This is a genomic window from Curtobacterium sp. 179-B 9B NHS, assembly GCF_045370965.1.
Classification (GTDB): domain Bacteria; phylum Actinomycetota; class Actinomycetes; order Actinomycetales; family Microbacteriaceae; genus Curtobacterium.
In genome coordinates this window covers 1-18435 of record NZ_JBIQDQ010000019.1, presented here as the reverse complement: position 1 = coordinate 18435, position 18435 = coordinate 1, and the positions used below count along the sequence as shown (strand labels likewise).

Here is an 18435-nt window from a genome sequence, read left to right as displayed (position 1 = left end):
GCTGGCCCCGACCGTGCGCGACCGGCGCTGCGTTGCAGCACAGGAACGTCGATCTGCGCGGTCGGTCCGTCCACGGAACGCGGAGGGGCTGCCGTGGTCGACCGCGGCAGCGGGGCCGACGGTCCGCCCAGCGCGCCTCCGGCAGGATCGGCAGGGTGCCGCAGGTCTCCGTCGTCGTCCCCGTGCTCGACGATGCCGAGCACCTCGCACGCTGCCTGGACGCACTGGCCGCGCAGACGCACCCCGTGCACGAGGTCCTCGTCGTCGACAACGGCAGCACCGACGACAGCGTCGAGGTCGCCCGGGCCGCGGGCGCGACCGTGTTGCACGAACCCGTACGAGGCATCGCCTCGGCCTCGGCCCGTGGGTACGACCGCGCCTCGGGGGACGTCATCGCGCGGCTCGACGCCGACTCGGTGCCGCCGCCGGGATGGATTGCCGAGTCGGTGCGCCTGCTCGAACGGCCGGGCGTCGTGGCGGTCACCGGCCCCGGTCGACCGCGCGAGGGCGGCCGGGTCCTGCGCCGCCTGTGGGACGGGCTCTACATGGGTCCGTACTTCGTGCTGATGTGGTCGGCGCTCGGACGTCCTCCGCTGTTCGGCTCGGCGATGGCGATGCATCGTGCCACGTGGCTCGCGGCTCGTTGCCGGGCACACCGTGACGACCCGGAGGTGCACGACGACGTCGACCTCTCGATGCAGCTCGACCCCGCCTGGCGCGTCCTGGTCGATCGTGCGCTGACCGTCGAGGTGTCCGCGAGGCCGTTGTCCGGTGCGGCCTCCGTCGCGCGGCGGACCCGGCGCGCGTTCCACACCTTCCGGGTCAACGGCCGGCGGGCGAACCCGGTGCGGCGGTGGGCGCGACGGGGCCGCGTGGCGCTCCGGGCCCGCGTCCCCGCTCGCTGGACCCTCCGGCGCTGACCGGCGCACCGAGCGGCGTCGACGACTACCGTCGGCAGCACGAGGTCGGGTGGACACCTGACGACGCACCCGGGGGCGGAACGATGCGGCACACACGCACCACGACGCTGCTCGCCACGATCGGACTCGGGGTGGGCCTCGCGCTCACCCTGTCGGGGTGCACCGGCGACGGCGGTGACGGCGCCACCCCGACCGCGAGCACGTCCTCGTCGTCGACGACGTCGGGTGCGCCGACCCCGACCGACGGCGCCGCCCCGGCACGGACGCCCGGCACCGGGGCGACGCACACGTCGTCACCGCCGTCGAGCACCGCACCGGCCTCCGCGACGGGCACGGTGCCGGAGACGTGCGACGACCTCGTGACACCGGGCGCGTTCGAGTACACCGACGAGGCAGCTCTGAACGACCCCGCCGTCGTCGGTGACCTCGAGGTCCCCCGCACCGCACTGACCCCGGCACGGCAGTCGAGCGGGCAACGGTTGTACTGCGTCTGGCGTGACCCCGAGGCCGACCTCACGAACCTCACCATCCAGGTCGAGAACGTCGTCCCGTCGCGTGCCACGGAGGCGCTCCGCGGACTGTCCGACTTCGACTGCGCGTCCGTCGACGACGGGCTCCGGTGCCAGAAGGTCACGCAGAACCCGCAGTACCCCGTGACCGACGGCGACACCTACTTCACCCGCGGCGACATCGGCATCCGCATCGCCCAGTCGAACGTGCCGACGGACGGGCTCCTCGAGGACGTCGTCGGGCACGTGTTCGGCTGAGCCTCAGCCCGTCGGCCGTGACCGCACGTGGGCCCGCTCCCCCTGCGGCCCGTACAGGCAGAGCACCTCGGTGACCTCGTCCGTGGTGTTGCCGACCCAGTGCGGGGTGTGCGTGTCGAACTCGACGACCTCGCCCGGCCCGAGGTCGAAGTCGCGGTCGCCGAGCAGCAGGCGCAGACGTCCCGACAGCACGTAGAGCCACTCGTAGCCCTCGTGCGTCTTCAGGCTCCGGTCGCCGTTCGCCGGCATCGGCGGGATGAGCTGCTTGAACGACCGCACGCCCCCGGTGCGCTTCGTCAGCGGGATCACCACGCGACCGCCGTGCCGCTCGGGCTGCAGGTGGACGCGTGGGTCGCCGGTCTGCGGTGCGCCGACGAGGTCGTCGAGCGGCACCTGGTACGCCCGGGCGAGGGGCAGCAGCAGCTCGAGGGTCGGTCGACGCTGCCCCGACTCGAGCCGCGAGAGCGTCGACACCGAGATGCCGGTCTCCGCGGCGAGCGCCGCGAGCGTGACCTGTCGTCGCTCCCGCAGCGACCGCAGCCGCGGGCCGACCGCGTCGACGACCTGCGCCGTCGTCGGTGGGGTGATCCGTTCCTCCCGGCCGTGCACCATGCAGCCATGTTGCCACACCGGCAAGATTCGTTGCCGTTGTTGCCGGCCACTGTCCATGATGCGGTCATGCGTGATCACTACGACGTCATCGTCATCGGCGGCTCGGCCGCCGGCCTGTCCGCCGCACTCATCACGGGGCGGTCGCGCCGTTCCGTCCTCGTCGTCGACGCGGGTGAGCCCCGGAACGCGCCCGCCGAGGGCGCCCACAACTACCTCGGGCGCGAGGGCGTCGCACCCGCGGAACTGACCCGGATCGGCCGTGAGGAGGTCGCCGCGTACGGCGTCGAGGTCGCGGCCGGGAGGGTCGTGGCCACGTCCGCCACCGAGGGCACCGGTGTCGACCCCGTCGGCTTCTCGGTCACCCTCGACTCCGGAGCGGTCGTCACGTCGCGCCGGCTGGTCGTCGCCTCCGGCGCCGTCGACGTGCTGCCGGACGTCCCCGGCCTCGCCGAGCAGTGGGGACGCGGCGTCGTGCACTGCCCGTTCTGCCACGGGTGGGAGGTCCGCGACGCCCGCATCGGTGTCCTCGTCACCACACCGAACGGTGCGCACCACGCCCAGATGTTCCGCGCGCTGAGCGACCGGGTCACGGCGTTCGTCACGGACCCCGCACTGGTCGACGACACCGCGCTCGCCGGTCTCCGGGCCCGCGGCGTCGAGGTGGTCGAGGCGTCGATCACGCGGGTCCGCTCCTCGGACGGCGTCCTGACCGGTGTCGAGCTCGACTCCGGGGAGGTCGTCGCGCTCGACGCGCTCGCGGCGTCGAGCACGGCGGAGCCACGCGTCGGGTTCCTCGAGGGGCTCGGGCTGCACGCGGAGGACGTCGTCGTGAACGGCTTCCGGTTCGGCGGTGGGCTCACCGTCGACGCGGTCGGCCAGACGGGCGTCCGCGGGGTGTACGCCGCGGGCAACGTCACGTCACCGATGGCCACCGTCATCGCGGCGGCGGCTGCGGGGACCCAGGCCGGTGCCGCGGTGCACGGCGACCTCGTCCAGGCCGACATCGCGGCGGCGCTGGCCGCCGACGCGGAGCCCGCCGGTCACTCCACGCGGTAGCCGGCCTGCGCTGCCAGGAGCGGCGCGAGGGCGAACAGCTGGTCGGTGCCGATCGTCGCCCCGCGGAGGCCCTCGAGCCGCTCCACCCGGTCGAGGTCGGCGTCGCGCAGGTCCACGTGCTCGATGCGGGTGCCCGAGCCCTCCACGGAGCGGATCCGGGTGCCGGGGAAGGCCACGCGCAGCAGCCGGGCGTCGGCGACGTCGAGCTCGTCGACCACGCAGTCGCGGAACACGACGTCGGTGAGCGTCGAGCCGCGCAGGTTGACGAACCCGAGCTTCATGCCGACGAACTCGACCCCGTTCAGCGTCGCGTCGTACAGCTCGGCGGAGCCGACCCGGCCACCGGCGACCCGGACCTCGCGCCAGGCGCTGCTCGAGGCGCGGAACACCGGCGCGTCGAGCGTCTCGACCACCGAGTCGCGGATGCGCAGTCCGCGCAGGTCGGTGCCGTCCGCCCGGAGCGTGTCGACCACGCACTCCTCGAGCTCGAGGTCGGGCAGGCGCTCGCCCGCGAGGTCGAGCACGTCGATGCGCCTGCCGTCGATCCGGTCCCCGGTCAGGACGTCACCGGGCGCCGGTGCCCAGTCGTCGAGGTCCCGCGGGTCGATCGGGGTGATCCGTGGGGCGGCGGTACCGGTCGAGGAGCGTGCCATGCGCTCAGTCTGCCGTGGTGGACCGACGCTGCAGGACGCTGTCGAGCCGGTGGTCCTTCGCCGGGCCGCGTGCCCGCCACCGGACGGTCCAGCGCTCGGCGTCCCCGTCGAGCACGCCCGTGTAGTCGTCGGGCGCGCACGCGTGCTCGACCGTGGTGCCCCACACCCAGTCGTGGAAGACCCGGCCGTCGGCGAAGTGCACCGTCCACCGGCCGTCAGGGCCACGGCGCACGACGAGGGTCCGGGACACCGGCACCACGCGGCCGTCGAACGTCATGGTGCCGGACTCGTCCCAGCGCACCTCGTCCGGGGTCGTCAGCGTCAGGGTCGTCGACCCGGTGACGGTGCCGGTCACACCCGCGAGGCGGTCGTCGACCGTCCGGCGGAGCGTCCAGTCGCCCAGCAGGTCCGTCGGCAGCAGCGGGCTCCTCGGCAGCACCCGGCCAGGTTACGCGCGGAGCGCCTCGGCCCGGGCGTCCCGGCGCTCGTCGTCGGTGATGAGGCCGCGGCGGTGCAGGTCGTCGAGCTCGGCGAGCCGGTGCTCTCGGGAGACCGCCGGAGCGAACGCTGCGCTCTGCATCGCCCGGTACGCCAGGTCCTCCTGCAGGGTCAGGGGGTCCTGTCCACGAGCGGCCATCCGTCGGGACCGGTGCACGACGAGGACGATCACCGCGACGACGCCGAGGAGCGTGACGATGCCGCCGACGGCCACGAGGGTCCAGACCAGGTCGTACACGGGCGGGATCAGCGGGTTGTGGGTCTCCCCGCCCGGGACCCCGAAGTCGTCGATCGCCATGTCAGCTCCTCCCCCGTCGGGCACGGTCGCGCCCTGGGCTGGAGCGTAGCGCGCCCGGTGCTTCCCAGAACAGGTGCCATGGCAGGGTTTTCCGGGCGTACCTGGTGGAACCGTCCCACCAGGGACGCCCGATTCCACCAGGGACGCCCGGTCCCACCAGGCACCCCGGGCCCCGCCACGGGCCGGGCCCAGCGCCCCTCAGCCGCGCAGCGGCCCCGACGCCTCGACGTTCGCCCCGTCCGCGAACCCGCCGACGAGCTCGCGCAGCGCGTCCTCCGCCGTGTGCTGCGGCACCCACCCGAGCTCGCGCCGAGCCCGGTCGGTCCGCATGATCGGCACCCCGGCGGCAATGTCGAGCCACCCGGCGTCCGTCGGTTGGAGCCGGAGCCGCCAGGTCAGCGTGACGATCGCGCGCAGCAGCCGGAGCGGTACCCGCACCGCCCCGAGCATCCCCGCTGCCCGGACCATGCGTGGCGGGGTGAGCACCGGCGTCGCCGCGATGTTGAACGCCCCGGCCGCACGTCGGTCGATCGTCCGCCAGAACGCGTCCGCCAGGTCGTCGGCGTGCACGGCCTGGAACACGAACGGTAGCGGCAGCGGCAGCACCGCGAACCGAGCCGCCCGGACGATCGACATCGGCACGAGGTGCCCGAGGAACAGCCCCCGGAGCTCGGCCGCGACCCCGCGCTGGAACACCAGTCCAGGTCGGAGCCGCGTGACGACGACCCCGGGGTGCTGCGACGCGAACACGTCGAGAGCGGCTTCGTTCTCGGCCTTGTGGATCGAGTAGGTGGCGGTCTGGATGCCGGTGGCGGGGAACGACTCGTCCACCGGGGTCCGCTTGCCCTCGACGTCGACGCCGCGGTAAGCGCCGACCGACGAGGACACGACGACCTGCCCGACGCCGGCCCGGGCGACCGCCGCGAGCACGTTCGCCGTCCCGGTGACGTTCGTCCGGTGCTGCGCCGGGATGTCGTGCGTCGGCTGCAGTGCCCACGCCAGGTGCACCACGGCGTCGGCACCCTGGAACACCGCCGTCAGCTCGTCCACGGCGCGCGGACCACCGACGTCGACCGCGTGCCACACAGCGACGTCGTACGGCGCGACCCGGGCGTCCGGCACCCGGCGGGCGACGCCGACGACCTGCAGGCCGTCCTCGTCGCCCGCGCGGCCGTCACCGGTGAGCCGCGCAGCCGCGAGCCGTCGCAGCACCGCGGTCCCGACGTTGCCGGTCGCCCCGACCACGACGACGCGCATCAGCGCACCCGCAGCGGACGGGCGGTCATCAGGCCGCGGCCATCGACGGGTCGAGCACGACCTTGATGCAGCCGTCCTCCTTCTTCTGGAAGACCGAGTACATCTCCGGGGCGTCCTCGAGCGAGACCCGGTGCGTGGTGAGGTCGAGGGTGCCGAGCGGGTCCGAGGGGTCGGACACGAGCGGCATGAGGTCGTCGACCCAGCGGCGGACGTTGCACTGTCCCTCGCGGATCGTGATCTGCTTGTCGAAGAGGGTCATCATCGGCATCGGGTCGGCCATGCCGCCGTAGACACCGGACAGCGAGACCGTGCCGCCGCGGCGGACGAGGTCGATCGCCGCGTGCACCGCCGCCAGGCGATCGACGCCCGCGGTCTCGATGGCCTTCTGCGCGAGCTTGTCGGGCAGCAGCCCGGCCGCGCGCTGGGCGAACCCGGCGACGGGGTTGCCGTGCGCCTCCATGCCGACCGCGTCGACGACACCGTCCGGGCCGCGCCCGTCGGTGAGGTCGATCAGCTTCGACACCATGTCGTCGTCGAGGTCGAACACCTCGATGCCGTGCTTCGCACCGAGGTCGCGGCGGACCTGCTCGGGGTCGACGGCGAGGACCCGGTACCCGAGGTGCTTGCCGATGCGTGCGGCGAACTGGCCGACCGGACCGAGACCGAGCACCGCGAGCGTGCCGCCCTCGGGGACCTCGGCGTACTGCACGGCCTGCCACGCGGTCGGGATGATGTCGCTCATGAAGAGCCACTGGTCGTCGGCGCCGGTGTCCGGCACCTTGATGGGCCCGTAGTCGGCGTGCGGCACGCGGAGGTACTCGGCCTGGCCGCCGGGGACCTGGCCGTACATCTTCGTGTACCCGAAGAGCGAGGCGCCGGTGCCGTACTCCTTGACCTGGGTGGTCTCGCACTGCGACTGGAAGCCGTGCTGGCACATCCAGCAGTGCCCGCAGGAGATGTTGAACGGCACGACGACGCGGTCGCCGACCTTGAGGTTCGTGACGGCGGAGCCGACCTCCTCGACGATGCCCATGGGCTCGTGGCCGAGGACGTCGCCCTTGTCGATGTACGGGCCGAGGACCCGGTACAGGTGCAGGTCGGAGCCGCAGATCGCCGTCGAGGTGATCCGCACGATCGCGTCGGTCGGCTCCTGGATCGTCGGGTCGGGGACGGTCTCGACGGACACCTTCTCGGTGCCCTGCCAGGTGAGTGCGCGCACGTCGCGTTCCTCTCGTCGTTGCTTCGGGCCGGCCGGGAGGCACGGCTCACGTGACCTCCTCGGTACGCGCCCGCCCCGTGGTGGCCTCCCAGCCCCGTCCTCCACGCGCGCTGCGGGCGGCGGTGGGGCGGGCCTCCCGTCCGCACCGGTGGCCGGTCGGCCACCGCGACTCCTCCCGCGTGCGGATGCGCCGGCGCCCGGCCGGTCGGCAGGCTGGGGCCGATGGACCACAGCACCACCCGCCGGACGATCCTCGCCGGGGCGACCGGCACCCTGGCGGCCGCGGTCCTTGCTGCCTGCTCCGGTGGTGACCGGCCCGCGGCGCCGACGCCCTCCGCCCCCACGCACACGACGGCCACGCCGACACCCACGCCGACCCCGACCCCGACCCCGACGAGGCCGGCACTGACGCGGGTCCCCCTGCCCGGCGGCACGATCACGGGCCTGCCGGAGGGCACGCCGGGGATCGCGTGGACCGTGGACGACGGGGCATCACCCGAGGTCGTCGAGGCCTACGCCCGCTTCGCCGCCGAGACCGGGACGCGAATGACGTTCTTCGTGAACGGGGACCGACCGTCGTGGACCGAGCACGCCGACCTGCTGCGGCCGCTCGTCGACTCCGGGCAGGTGCAGCTCGGCAACCACACGTGGAGCCACCCCGCGCTGACGAAGCTCGGCGACCAGGCGATCCAGGACGAACTGATGCGCAACCACGCGTTCCTCGAGCGGACGTTCGGCGTCGACGCCCGCCCGTACTTCCGACCGCCCTTCGGGTACCACGACGCGCGGGTGGACCGTGCCGCGGCGGCCGTCGGCTACTCGACCCCGCTCCTCTGGTACGGGACGCTCGCGGACTCGGGCGACATCACGGCGGAGCAGATCGTCGGCTTCGCGGAGCAGTGGTTCCAGCCGGCACACATCGTCATCGGACACGCGAACTTCCCCGGCACGATCGGGGCACTCCCGAGGCTGCACGAGCTGCTCGAGGAGCGCGGCCTGGCGACCTGGACGCTGGACGACGTCTTCGCGCACTGAGGCCCGGCGACCCGGCGGCCCGGCCGGGTTCCGCCGGTTCCGCCGGTTCCGCAAGACGCAACGTCGGCGGCTGCTCGCAACGGTACAGCGCTGCGAGCAGTCGCCGTCGTTGCGTTTCGCGAGGGTGCGTCGTCAGCCGCGCAGGCGGTCCCGTTCGGCCGGCGGCAGGTGCTCGGTCGCGGTCGCCCGGGCCGCCGTCGACAGGAAGCGGCCGTTCCGCTCGAGGAAGGCCACGAGCGCCGACTCCGAGGCGCGCTTCCCCGTCTCGCGGAGGACCCACCCGAGCGCGGACTGCACGGTGTCGCTGCGCTCCCGGACCAGCCGACCGGCGATCGCGAGCGGCACCTCGGCGTCCCCCTGCTTGACGAAGGCGAGCGTCGCGACGACGGCGATCCGGCGGACCGTCGCCACGTCGGACTTCGCGAGCGCGAACAGCGGGCCGGTCGAGGTGCCGACGAGCGGGACGCCGACGAGCTCCTCGGCCGCGACGTCCACCAGGACCGTGTCCTCGAACCGCTCGGCCTTCGCCGCGGCGAGGTACTCGTCGGTCAGCTCGGGGTCGGGGCGCGCGCGCATCGCCTGCACCAGCAGCAGCACGGCGACCAGCCGCGCTCCCGCGTCCTCGCTCCACAGCAGCGCCGAGCGCTCCCCGGCGTCGACGTCGGCGAACCGTCGGGCGACGCGCCGGGCACCCGCGACGTCGCCCGGGGTCCTGGCGAGGGCGGCGAGGACCGACTCGGCGTCGTGGCGCTGCATCCGCCCAGCCTAGGTCCGCGCAGAGCGGGGATCAGCGGAACGACAGCAACGACAGCGGGTCCTTCAGCGTGCCGTTCACGCGGGTCTCGACGTGCACGTGCGGGCCGGTCGACTGGCCGGTGTTGCCGGACTTCCCGATCTGCTTGCCGTTCCCGACCACCTGCCCCTTGGTGACCGAGATCTCGCTGAGGTGCGCCGTCAGGACGGTGGTCAGCCCGTAGGTGACCACGACGTAGTTGCCGTAGCTGGCGTTGTCCCGCACGACCGTCGTCACCGTTCCCGGGCCGGACGAGTACACGGGGGTCCCCACCTTCACCGGTGCGTCGGTGCCCTGGTGGTAGCGCGGGACGTGCCCGGCCCCGCGGTCGTCGCCGTACCGTCCGGAGATGGTCGTGCCGGTCACGGGCCAGAGCAGCCCGGTCACCGGTCGTGACGACCAGGTGCGGGTGCCGGAGCTGCCGTAGAGCACGACGTTCTGGTCCACCTGCACGAGCAGCTGACCGGCGCCGCGGCCGAACGTCCCGGACGACCACAGTGCGCGGCCTCCGTCGGGGCTGTAGACCACGAGGTTGCCGTCCGTCTGCACCGCCGCGGTCGCTCCGGGGTTGCCGAAGGTCTGCGACGACCAGACGGGCTTGCTGCTGACGTGCTGGACGAGGTTGCCGTCCGCCTGCATGGTGAAGGTCGTGGTCGAGCCCGCGCCGGCGCGCAGGACCGTCCCCGGCAGGAGGACGTTGCCCGAGACGACCCGCGACTGTGCGACCTTGGTGCGCCAGAGCGGACCGTTCGTCGGCGTCCGCATCCGCAGCTCGCCGTCCAGCCGGACACCGAAGTCCTTCGCCGTCCCGGCAGTGCCCCACCGGGCGACGAGCCGACCGCTCCGGACGAGCGCGAGGTACCCGTCCTTCTGCACGACGGCAGCGGCTCCGGGCTGGTTCGCCGTGTTCGACGCCCAGAGCACGACGTTCCCGATGCCGTACTCGACGAGGTTGCCGTCGCCCTGCATGACGAGCCGGAACTGCCCGTTCGTGGACGTGACGGTGTCGCCCGGCTGCAGCGTGGTGCCGGCCTTGACCGTCCCCTTGTAGGTGGTCGCGGCCTGCGCCGGCGACGCGGTGGCGACGAGTCCCGCGGCCGCGATGACGACGGCGGTGACGGCCGCGGCGAACTTCGCCCGTGCCCTGATCATGTGGTGGAACCCCTGCTCGTGGTGCCGCGGGCGTCGGATGCCGGCGCGGTGCGTGTCTCGGAACGGCGGGCCCCTGAAACCCACCGAGGGTCGATGTTCGCAGGAGGCCCTCGGTCGGGACAGCCCCCGGACCGGGGGCATGACACCGGGCGGGAATCGTGCAGACGAGCGCCGGCGATCGACGGAACTGTTACACGCCGGAAACACACTGTGTACAAACGAGCGCTGTCAGTCGTGATTGTATGCAATCACCGCACTCCTGAGCGTGACCCCACAAGAGTCACCACGCACACCAGCAGCTCCAGGAACACGATGTCCCAGACCCCCGCTCGACGCCGCCGGACACTCCTCGCCGTGCCCGCAGTCGCCCTGGCCGCCTCGCTCGCGCTCACCGCGTGCGTGCCGGTCCAACGCTCGAAGGCCGGTGGCGCCACCGCCGGTACCGTCACCACCGTCGCGATCGGCGACCAGCAGGTCCGCGAGGGCGGTGACCTCGTCATGGCGCTCTCCGCCGAACCGGACCGGCTCGACCCGACCACCTCGTCGTCGCTGTACACCCGGTACGTCATGGAGACGATGTGCCAGAAGCTCTTCGACATCGACGCCGAGGGTGCGATCGTCCCGATGCTCGCGACCGAGCTGCCGACGGTGTCGGACGGCGGGAAGACCGTCACGTTCCCGGTGCACACCGGCTACCGCTTCGCCGACGGCACCCCGTTCGACGCGGACGCCGTCGTGACGACGCTCGAGCGGAACCTGACGAAGGACGACTCGAGCCGGAAGAGCGAGATGGGTCCGGTCTCGGGCATCGACGCGGTGGACGACCACACCGTCCGCATCCGCTACTCGACCCCGTTCGCCCCGATCACCGCGGCGCTCGGCGACCGTGCGGGCATGGTCATGTCGCCGACGGCACTGGAGCAGGAGGGCGACGGGTTCGGGGACGCCCCGGTCTGCATCGGCCCCTACAAGTTCGTCGAGCGCGTGCCGCAGACCTCGATCACCGTCGAGCGCGACCCGATGTACCACGACCCGGCGAGCGCCCACTTCGACCGGATCACCTACCGGATCATCACCGACGCCAGCATCCGCGCACAGAACCTGAAGTCCGGGGACGTCCAGGTCGCCGACACGATCTCCACGCAGGACGTCGACGACCTGATGGAGCGGAAGGACCTGGAGGTCCTCCGCACCGGCTCCCTCGGCTACCAGGGCATCACGATCAACCTCGCCAACCAGGACGGCGTCGGCACCGACCCGGAGCCGCTCGACACCCCGCTCGCCACCGAGCGGAAGGTCCGGCAGGCCCTGTCCATGTCGATCAACCGCGGCGAGCTCGTGCAGAGCGTGTTCCGCGGGTGGGCGGACGTCGCGTGCTCCCCGATCCCGGACACGAGCGCCTTCGCGACCGACGCGAGCACGGCGTGCCCCGAGTACGACCCCGACCGCGCGAAGGAGCTCCTCGAGGAAGCGGGGGTCGAGCAGCCGTTCCCGATCGAGATGGAGGTGACGAACACCCCCGACACCGTCCGGTTCGCCCAGGCGCTCCAGGCCCAGGCCCGCGCCGGGGGCTTCGCGATCACGATCACCCCGGTCGAGTACACGACGCTGCTCGACGACCAGACCCGCGGCGACTTCCAGGCGCTGCAGCTGGGCTGGTCGGGCCGTGTCGACCCGCACGGCAACATCGGCTCGTTCCTCGGCACCGGCGGCGGCAACAACTACCCGGGCTACAGCGACCCCGAGGTCGACGACCTCATCGCCCGGGCGGCGCAGGCCACCGACCAGCAGGAACGCGCCGACCTGTACGGCCAGCTGGTCACGAAGGTGCAGCAGGACGACCCGATCATCTACCTCTACCGGACCCGCAGCATCACCGGCGTCAGCTCCGACGTCGCCGGGGTGTCCACCTACGCCGACGGCGTGGTCCGGCTCAGTCAGGCGGCGTTCGTGGAAGGCAGCGACAAGTGACCCGGTACGTCCTGACACGGCTCTGGCAGGCGGCGCTCACGCTCGTCCTCGCCTCGATCGTGGTCTTCTTCGGGGTCCGGCAGCTGCCGGGCGACCCGGCCCTGGCCCTGGCCGGCGAGGAGGCGAGCCCCGAGCGGCTCGCCGCCGTCCGCGCCGACCTCGGCCTCGACGACTCCCTGCTCGTGCAGTACTGGCGCTTCGTCGTCAACGCACTGCAGGGCGACCTCGGACAGTCCACCCGCACCGGCACCCCGGTCACGGACCTGCTCGGCTCGACGCTCCCCGTCACGCTGTGGCTCGCGCTCTACGCGATCGTGGTCGCGGTCGTCGTGGGGGTCGCCCTCGGCACCCTCGCCGAGCGCTACCGCGGCCGGTGGCCCGAGTGGATGGCGAACGCCGCCGCGCTCGTCGGCCTGAGCGTGCCGAACTTCTGGCTCGGCATCCTCGCGATCGTCTGGCTCGCGGCGGGCCTCGGCTGGTTCCCCGCCTCGGGCTACGTCCCGGTGACGCGGGACCCGCTCGGCGCGCTGCACCACCTGACGCTCCCGGCGCTCATCCTCGGCACGTCGCTCGCGGCCGTCATCATGCGCCAGACCCGCGCGTCGATGATCGAGACGATGAAGACCGACTTCGTCCGGACCGCCCGCGCGAAGGGGCTCAGCCGCCCGCGGGTGCTCTTCCGCTACGGCCTGCGCAACTCGATGATCGTCGTCGTCACGATCGTCGGCCTGCAGCTCGGTGGCCTCATCTCGGGCGCGGTCGTCACGGAGCGCATCTTCGCCCTGCCCGGGTTCGGCAAGCTCACGCTCGACGCCGTGTTCACCCGCGACTACCCGGTCATCCAGGCCGTCGTGCTCGTGATCACCCTGGGCTACGTCCTCATCAACTTCGCCGTGGACGTCCTGTACTCCGTCATCAACCCGAAGATCCGCGTCGGAGGCACCGCATGACCACCATCACCGCTCCCTTCGACCTGGGCTCGAGCCGCGGTCGCATCTGGAAGCAGGTCCGGACGAACCGGCTCGGCATGACGGGCGGCATCATGCTCGCCGTCGTCGTGCTCGCCGGGATCACCGCACCGCTCGTCGCACCGCACGACCCGACCGCGACGCACTTCGACCTGCCGTTCCAGGTGCCCTTCACCGTGGGCTTCGGGTTCGGCACCGACGACCTCGGCCGAGACATCCTGTCCCGCACGCTGTACGGGATCCAGGTCTCGCTCGTCGTCGGCGTGCTGTCGGTGCTGCTCGCCGTCGTGGTCGGCACCCCGCTCGGTCTGCTCGCCGGGTACTGGCGCTGGCTCGACGCGATCATCTCCCGCCTGACCGACGTCGCCCTCGCGTTCCCGTTCCTCATCATCGCGGTCGGGCTCGCGGCGATCAGCGGGCCGAGCCTGTCGAACGCCGTGATCGCGATCGGCATCTCGCACGTGCCGGCGATGATCCGCATCGTCCGCGGTGAGACCCTGCGGATCACGAGCGCCGACTTCGTGACGAGCGCGAGGACGCTGGACGCCGGCGGCGCGCGCATCATCGCGCAGCACGTCCTGCCGAACTGCGTCTCGGCGATCATCGTGCAGGCCACCGTGATCATGCCGGTCGCGGTGATCGGCGAGGCACTGCTGTCCTTCCTCGGGCTCGGCATCCAGCCGCCCACGCCGAGCCTCGGCATCATGCTCTCGGACGCGCAGCAGTACCTCGGCCAGGCGCCGTGGGCCGCCGTCGTGCCGGGGGTCGCGATCGCCGTCATCTGCCTCGGCTTCAACCTGTTCGGGGACGCCCTGCGCGACGCCCTCGACCCCACCGCCTCGGACCGGAAGTAGCACCAGCACCATGAGCACCAACCCCGCCTTCACCACCCCGCCGACGGAGACCACCCGTCCGGACCTGCAGGGCACCTTCGGGATGGCCGCGTCGACGCACTGGATCGCGACCGCGACGGCGCAGTCGGTCCTCGAGCGCGGCGGCAACGCCTTCGACGCCGCCGTCGCCGGCGCCTTCGTCCTGCACGTCGTCGAACCGCACCTGAACGGACCCGGTGGCGACGTGACCGCGATCTTCGCGACGGCGTCCGACAGGGCACCGACCGTCCTCGTGGGCCAGGGACCGGCCCCGGCCGGCGCGACGCCGGAGCACTTCCGGTCCGAGGGCCTGGACCTGGTCCCGGGGGCGGGCGCGCTGGCGGCCGCCGTCCCCGGTGCCGTCGACGCGTGGCTGCTGCTCCTCGCCGAGCACGGCACGTGGGAGCTCGCCGACGTCCTCGCCCCCGCGATCGGGTACGCCCGTGACGGCCACCCGGTCGCGCCCCGCGTGGTCGCAACCATCGCGACCGTGCAGGACCTGTTCCGCGACCACTGGCCGTCCTCCGCCGAGCGGTGGCTGCCGGGAGGCTCGGTGCCGGCCGCCGGGTCGATGGTGCGCAACGAGACCTGGGCCTCGGTCCTGGAACGGCTCGTGCAGGCAGGGTCCGGCACCGTGGAGGGCGAGGGCGCGCGCGTCGCGCGCATCGAGGCCGCCCGCACCGAGTGGGCCGAGGGCTTCGTCGCGCAGGCAGTCGACGCCTTCGTCCGCGCCCCGCACCGCCACGCGTCCGGCACCGACCACGCCGGGGTGGTCCGCGCGAGCGACCTCGCGGCGTTCCGCGCGTCGACCGAGCCCGCGACGACCGCGGAGTTCCGGGGCCACACGATCGCGAAGACCGGGCCGTGGGGCCAGGGTCCGGCGCTCCTGCAGACCCTCCGCCTGCTCGACCCACTGGACGACGAGCGGCTCGACCCGTCGACCGTCCTCGGCGCGCACACGATCGCCGAGGCGCAGAAGCTCGCGCTCGCCGACCGCGAGGCGTACTACGGCGACGGCGACGTCCCGATGGCCGAGCTGCTCTCCGACGCGTACTCCGACGCGCGTCGCGCCCTGATCGGTGACCGTGCGTCGCACGAGCTGCGACCGGGGTCGGTCTCGGTGCCCGCGGGTGCGATGCCCCCGCTGCGTGAGACGTACACACCGCGCGGCGAGTCGATCGCCGGTGTCGGCGAGCCCACCGTCCCCGGCGCCCGCGGCAACGCGGTGGCCGCACCGGCCGAGGATGCCCCCGTGCACGAGGACCGCGGTGAGCCGATCGTGATGGAGACGGGCGAGACCCGCGGCGACACGTGCCACATCGACGTCGTCGACCGCTGGGGCAACATCGTCAGCGCGACGCCCTCCGGCGGGTGGCTGCAGTCGTCGCCGACGATCCCGGAGCTCGGGTTCTGCCTCGGCACCCGCATGCAGATGACCTGGCTCGAGGAGGGCACGGCGTCCACGCTCACCCCGGGCGCCCGACCCCGCACGACGCTCACCCCGACGCTCGTGCTCCGGGACGGCGAGCCGGTGGTCGCGATGGGCAGCCCGGGCGGCGACCAGCAGGACCAGTGGCAGCTGCTCTTCCTGCTCCGCACGATCGTCGGCGGGTGGTCCCCGCAGCAGGCGATCGACGCACCCGCACTGCACACGACGTCGTTCCCGGGGTCGTTCTGGCCCCGCACCTGGACCCCGGGCGGCCTCGTCGTCGAGGACCGCCTCGGTGACGACGTCATCGCCGGGCTCGAGGAGCTCGGCCACGTCGTCACCCGCGCCGGCGACTGGTCGCTCGGCCGTCTGTCGTGCGTGACGCGCGACCCCGACACCGGCGTCATGGGCGCCGCCGCCAACCCGCGAGGAGCACAGGGCTATGCCGCAGGACGCTGAGGACCGGACCATGCACGACGGCGACACGACCACCGGGGCCGCACCGCGCCTCCAGACCGACCAGACCGACCGGACCGACACCCTGCTGTCCGTCCGCGACCTGCGGGTCGCCTTCGGTGACCGCGAGGTCCTGCACGGCGTCGACCTCGACGTCCGCCGCGGCGAGCGCGTCGCGATCGTCGGCCAGTCCGGCTCGGGCAAGTCGACGCTCATCGCGGCCCTGCTCCGGCTCCTGCCGGGGGCCGGGCACATCACCGGTGGTGGGATCCGCCTCGGCGACGACGACATCGCCCACGCCGACGAGGCGCTCATGCGACGCGTCCGTGGCGCACGGATCGGGCTCGTGCCGCAGGACCCGTCGACGAACCTCAACCCGTCGATGCGGGTCGGCGCGCAGATCGCCGACGCGCTGCGGGCCGGCGGGCTGCGGGGACGCGCGGCGATCCGGCAGCGGGTGGTGGCGCTGATGACCGAGGCCGGGATCCCCGAGGCGTCGCGGCGGGCGGACCAGTTCCCGCACGAGTTCTCCGGCGGGATGCGGCAGCGCATCCTCATCGCCGTCGCACTCGCCCGCCAGCCCGAGCTGCTCATCGCCGACGAGCCGACCAGCGCGCTCGACGTGACCGTGCAGCGGCAGATCCTCGACCACCTGCAGACCCTCGTCGACCAGCACGGCACGACGCTGCTGTTCGTGACGCACGACCTCGGGGTCGCGGCGGACCGGACCGACCGCGTCGTCGTGATGCTCGACGGCGAGATCGTCGAGCAGGGTGCGCCCGAGGCGATCCTCCGCGACCCGCAGCACGAGTACACGAAGCGGCTCATCGCGGCGGCGCCCGCGCTGTCCGGGGTCGCGCCGGAGCCCGTGGCCGCGGGCGAGCCGATCCTCGTCGTGTCCGACCTGGTGAAGGAGTACCGGCTCCGCGGTCGTGGTGCCGGAACGCTGAAGGCTGCCGACGGGGTGTCGTTCGCGGTGCGTCGCGGCACGACCACCGCGGTCGTCGGTGAGTCCGGCTCGGGCAAGACGACGGTCGCGCGGATCGTGCTCGGACTCGAGACGCCGACGTCGGGCACCGCCCTGGTCGACGGGAAGTCCATCGGGACCGCCCGTGGCGCCGAGCGGCGGGAGATCCGACGCCGCGTGCAACCGGTGTTCCAGGACCCGTACGGGTCGCTCGACCCGACCTCGACGATCGAGCGGATCATCGACGAGCCCCTGCGCGTCTTCGGCATCGGTGACCGGGCGTCGCGCACCGAGCGGGTCGCGACGCTCCTCGACCAGGTGGCGCTCCCCCGCGAGGTCGCGCAGCTCCGGCCGAACGAGCTGTCCGGCGGGCAGCGGCAGCGCGTCGCGATCGCCCGGGCGCTGGCGCTCGAACCCGAGCTGATCATCCTCGACGAGGCGGTCTCGGCGCTCGACGTCCTGGTGCAGGAGCAGATCCTGGCGCTGCTCGAGGAGCTCCAGGACCGGCTCGGGCTGAGCTACCTCTTCATCACGCACGACCTCGGGGTGGTCCGGCGGATCGCCGACGACGTCGTGGTGATGCGCCGGGGTGAGGTCGTCGAGCGGGGCAGCGTCGCAGCGGTGTTCGACGACCCGCAGGAGCAGTACACGAAGGACCTGCTCGACGCCATCCCGGGCAGGGCCCTCGCCGAGGCGGCTGCGTGACGGCGTCCCGGGTGAGCGACCGGCGCGGTGTGGCACGATCGGCACCGTGCTGAACGGGACGAGCGTCATCGACGCCATCCGCCACGACATCGTGACCGGCGCCCTGCAACCGGGCACCCGGGTGACCGAGGCGTTCCTCGCGGAGCGGCACGGGGTCTCCCGGGTGCCGGTCCGCGAGGCACTCCGCGGGCTCGAGGGCGAGGGCTTCGTGGTGTCGCGCCCGAACGTGGGCTCGCGCATCGCCGACATCCCGTTCGACGAGGCCGACGACCTGTTCGCGGTCCGCGAGTCGCTCGAGACCGCCACCGCCCGCCGCGCCGCGACCCGGGCGCGCACGCTCTTCGACGCGGAGGCCCCGCCCGAGGACTGGTGGCGCGTGCGCCGCGAACTCGGGGCCGTCCTCGACGAGGGTGACGCGGCCGTCGAGCGGGACGAGCTCGACCTGCTCGTCGACCTGAACGAGCGCTTCCACCTGCTGGTCGCCGAGCTCTCCGGCAGCACGACGCTCGCGACCCTGCTCCGGCAGCTCTCGCGGAAGATCGAGTGGCTCTACGCGCTCGACACCTCGTCGCGCGGCAAGCGGCTGTGGCCCGACCACCGGCGCATCCTGGCCGCGATCGACGCGGGGGACGTCGAGCAGGCCGCCGAGCGGATGGCCTGGCACGTCCGCGAGAGCCGCATCGGGTACGCGGCGCGCTCCTCCCCGGAGCAGGCCGACGCCCTGCGGACCGCGGGCCCCGCGGTCTGACCGGTCGGGCCGGCCCGGCCGGCGCGGCCCGCGCGGCCGAGGCTCGCGCATGCGGACAC

18 protein-coding genes are annotated in these 18435 nt (G+C 73.1%); 10 read left to right on the top strand and 8 right to left on the bottom strand.

The features are described 5' to 3' along the window. Positions 1-155: 155 nt before the first annotated feature. Both ACH0A8_RS14030 and ACH0A8_RS14025 read left to right on the top strand, forming a co-directional pair. Positions 156-920: a glycosyltransferase family 2 protein gene (locus tag ACH0A8_RS14030; RefSeq protein ID WP_251154224.1), complete on the top strand. Its 765-nt coding sequence runs from the start codon at positions 156-158 to the stop codon at positions 918-920. Positions 921-1003: 83 nt separating this feature from the next. Continuing rightward, on the top strand, positions 1004-1687 hold the full coding sequence (locus ACH0A8_RS14025) for a hypothetical protein (RefSeq protein WP_406907400.1): 684 nt from the start codon (positions 1004-1006) through the stop codon (positions 1685-1687). A 3-nt stretch (positions 1688-1690) separates the two neighbouring features. Here the strand turns inward: ACH0A8_RS14025 and ACH0A8_RS14020 are convergent, their stop codons facing one another. Beyond that, entirely contained in the window at positions 1691-2299 is a 609-nt protein-coding gene (locus ACH0A8_RS14020) for a helix-turn-helix domain-containing protein (protein WP_209684325.1), read from the bottom strand. A gap of 66 nt (positions 2300-2365) precedes the next feature. On the opposite strand from ACH0A8_RS14020, the gene ACH0A8_RS14015 reads away from it, so the two are divergent. Then, positions 2366-3355 (top strand): NAD(P)/FAD-dependent oxidoreductase, encoded by a 990-nt coding sequence (locus ACH0A8_RS14015; RefSeq protein WP_406907399.1) that lies wholly within the window; start codon positions 2366-2368, stop codon positions 3353-3355. Here ACH0A8_RS14015 and ACH0A8_RS14010 read toward each other — a convergent pair. The 5 genes from ACH0A8_RS14010 to ACH0A8_RS13990 all read right to left on the bottom strand — a co-directional run bounded on the left by ACH0A8_RS14010 (position 3340) and on the right by ACH0A8_RS13990 (position 7280). Then, a complete protein-coding gene (locus ACH0A8_RS14010; RefSeq protein WP_066651649.1) occupies positions 3340-4008 on the bottom strand; it encodes a pentapeptide repeat-containing protein in 669 nt (222 codons plus the stop codon). The genes ACH0A8_RS14015 and ACH0A8_RS14010 overlap by 16 nt on opposite strands. 4 nt (positions 4009-4012) lie before the next feature. After that, entirely contained in the window at positions 4013-4447 is a 435-nt protein-coding gene (locus ACH0A8_RS14005; protein ID WP_406907398.1) for a DUF6314 family protein, read from the bottom strand. 9 nt (positions 4448-4456) lie between these two features. Further along, positions 4457-4804, bottom strand: coding sequence for a hypothetical protein (locus tag ACH0A8_RS14000; protein WP_400428425.1), 348 nt, complete (start codon positions 4802-4804; stop codon positions 4457-4459). 198 nt (positions 4805-5002) lie between these two features. Continuing rightward, positions 5003-6061, bottom strand: coding sequence for an NAD-dependent epimerase/dehydratase family protein (locus tag ACH0A8_RS13995; RefSeq protein ID WP_406907397.1), 1059 nt, complete (start codon positions 6059-6061; stop codon positions 5003-5005). 28 nt (positions 6062-6089) lie between these two features. Further along, positions 6090-7280, bottom strand: a complete 1191-nt coding sequence (locus ACH0A8_RS13990) for a zinc-dependent alcohol dehydrogenase (protein WP_066651641.1) — start codon at positions 7278-7280, stop codon at positions 6090-6092. 222 nt (positions 7281-7502) lie between these two features. Between ACH0A8_RS13990 and ACH0A8_RS13985 the strand changes: the two genes are divergently transcribed. Then, on the top strand, positions 7503-8315 hold the full coding sequence (locus ACH0A8_RS13985; protein ID WP_406907396.1) for a polysaccharide deacetylase family protein: 813 nt from the start codon (positions 7503-7505) through the stop codon (positions 8313-8315). A gap of 132 nt (positions 8316-8447) precedes the next feature. Here the strand turns inward: ACH0A8_RS13985 and ACH0A8_RS13980 are convergent, their stop codons facing one another. Both ACH0A8_RS13980 and ACH0A8_RS13975 read right to left on the bottom strand, forming a co-directional pair. Beyond that, positions 8448-9071, bottom strand: a complete 624-nt coding sequence (locus tag ACH0A8_RS13980) for a DNA alkylation repair protein (RefSeq protein ID WP_251159980.1) — start codon at positions 9069-9071, stop codon at positions 8448-8450. A gap of 31 nt (positions 9072-9102) precedes the next feature. Beyond that, a complete protein-coding gene (locus ACH0A8_RS13975; protein ID WP_406907395.1) occupies positions 9103-10260 on the bottom strand; it encodes a peptidoglycan DD-metalloendopeptidase family protein in 1158 nt (385 codons plus the stop codon). Positions 10261-10614: 354 nt separating this feature from the next. On the opposite strand from ACH0A8_RS13975, the gene ACH0A8_RS13970 reads away from it, so the two are divergent. The 6 genes from ACH0A8_RS13970 to ACH0A8_RS13945 are packed head-to-tail and all read left to right on the top strand — an operon-like array spanning position 10615 to position 18376. Continuing rightward, a complete protein-coding gene (locus ACH0A8_RS13970) occupies positions 10615-12231 on the top strand; it encodes an ABC transporter substrate-binding protein (RefSeq protein WP_406907394.1) in 1617 nt (538 codons plus the stop codon). After that, complete coding sequence (locus ACH0A8_RS13965; RefSeq protein ID WP_066651635.1) at positions 12228-13181, top strand: ABC transporter permease; 954 nt, start codon at positions 12228-12230, stop codon at positions 13179-13181. The genes ACH0A8_RS13970 and ACH0A8_RS13965 overlap by 4 nt, the downstream gene beginning before the upstream one ends. Continuing rightward, the gene (locus ACH0A8_RS13960) at positions 13178-14053 is read left to right on the top strand and encodes an ABC transporter permease (protein WP_066651633.1); all 876 of its coding nucleotides are present in this window, start codon (positions 13178-13180) and stop codon (positions 14051-14053) included. Before ACH0A8_RS13965 ends, ACH0A8_RS13960 begins: the two co-directional genes overlap by 4 nt. A gap of 10 nt (positions 14054-14063) precedes the next feature. Next, a complete protein-coding gene (locus tag ACH0A8_RS13955) occupies positions 14064-15959 on the top strand; it encodes a gamma-glutamyltransferase family protein (protein WP_245171631.1) in 1896 nt (631 codons plus the stop codon). Positions 15960-15969: 10 nt separating this feature from the next. Then, the gene (locus tag ACH0A8_RS13950; protein WP_209684337.1) at positions 15970-17628 is read left to right on the top strand and encodes an ABC transporter ATP-binding protein; all 1659 of its coding nucleotides are present in this window, start codon (positions 15970-15972) and stop codon (positions 17626-17628) included. 46 nt (positions 17629-17674) lie between these two features. Then, a complete protein-coding gene (locus tag ACH0A8_RS13945) occupies positions 17675-18376 on the top strand; it encodes a GntR family transcriptional regulator (RefSeq protein WP_235426420.1) in 702 nt (233 codons plus the stop codon). Positions 18377-18435 lie beyond the last annotated feature (59 nt).

Bases quoted from the DNA above. Each gene is read 5' to 3' on its own strand.
- ACH0A8_RS14025 (WP_406907400.1), top strand. From the start codon at position 1,004: ATGCGGCACACACGCACCACGACGCTGCTCGCCACGATCGGACTCGGG.
- ACH0A8_RS14020 (WP_209684325.1), bottom strand. From the start codon at position 2,299: ATGGTGCACGGCCGGGAGGAACGGATCACCCCACCGACGACGGCGCAG.
- ACH0A8_RS14015 (WP_406907399.1), top strand. From the start codon at position 2,366: ATGCGTGATCACTACGACGTCATCGTCATCGGCGGCTCGGCCGCCGGC.
- ACH0A8_RS14010 (WP_066651649.1), bottom strand. From the start codon at position 4,008: ATGGCACGCTCCTCGACCGGTACCGCCGCCCCACGGATCACCCCGATC.
- ACH0A8_RS14000 (WP_400428425.1), bottom strand. From the start codon at position 4,804: ATGGCGATCGACGACTTCGGGGTCCCGGGCGGGGAGACCCACAACCCG.
- ACH0A8_RS13995 (WP_406907397.1), bottom strand. From the start codon at position 6,061: ATGCGCGTCGTCGTGGTCGGGGCGACCGGCAACGTCGGGACCGCGGTG.
- ACH0A8_RS13985 (WP_406907396.1), top strand. From the start codon at position 7,503: ATGGACCACAGCACCACCCGCCGGACGATCCTCGCCGGGGCGACCGGC.
- ACH0A8_RS13980 (WP_251159980.1), bottom strand. From the start codon at position 9,071: ATGCAGCGCCACGACGCCGAGTCGGTCCTCGCCGCCCTCGCCAGGACC.
- ACH0A8_RS13975 (WP_406907395.1), bottom strand. From the start codon at position 10,260: ATGATCAGGGCACGGGCGAAGTTCGCCGCGGCCGTCACCGCCGTCGTC.
- ACH0A8_RS13960 (WP_066651633.1), top strand. From the start codon at position 13,178: ATGACCACCATCACCGCTCCCTTCGACCTGGGCTCGAGCCGCGGTCGC.
- ACH0A8_RS13955 (WP_245171631.1), top strand. From the start codon at position 14,064: ATGAGCACCAACCCCGCCTTCACCACCCCGCCGACGGAGACCACCCGT.
- ACH0A8_RS13950 (WP_209684337.1), top strand. From the start codon at position 15,970: ATGCACGACGGCGACACGACCACCGGGGCCGCACCGCGCCTCCAGACC.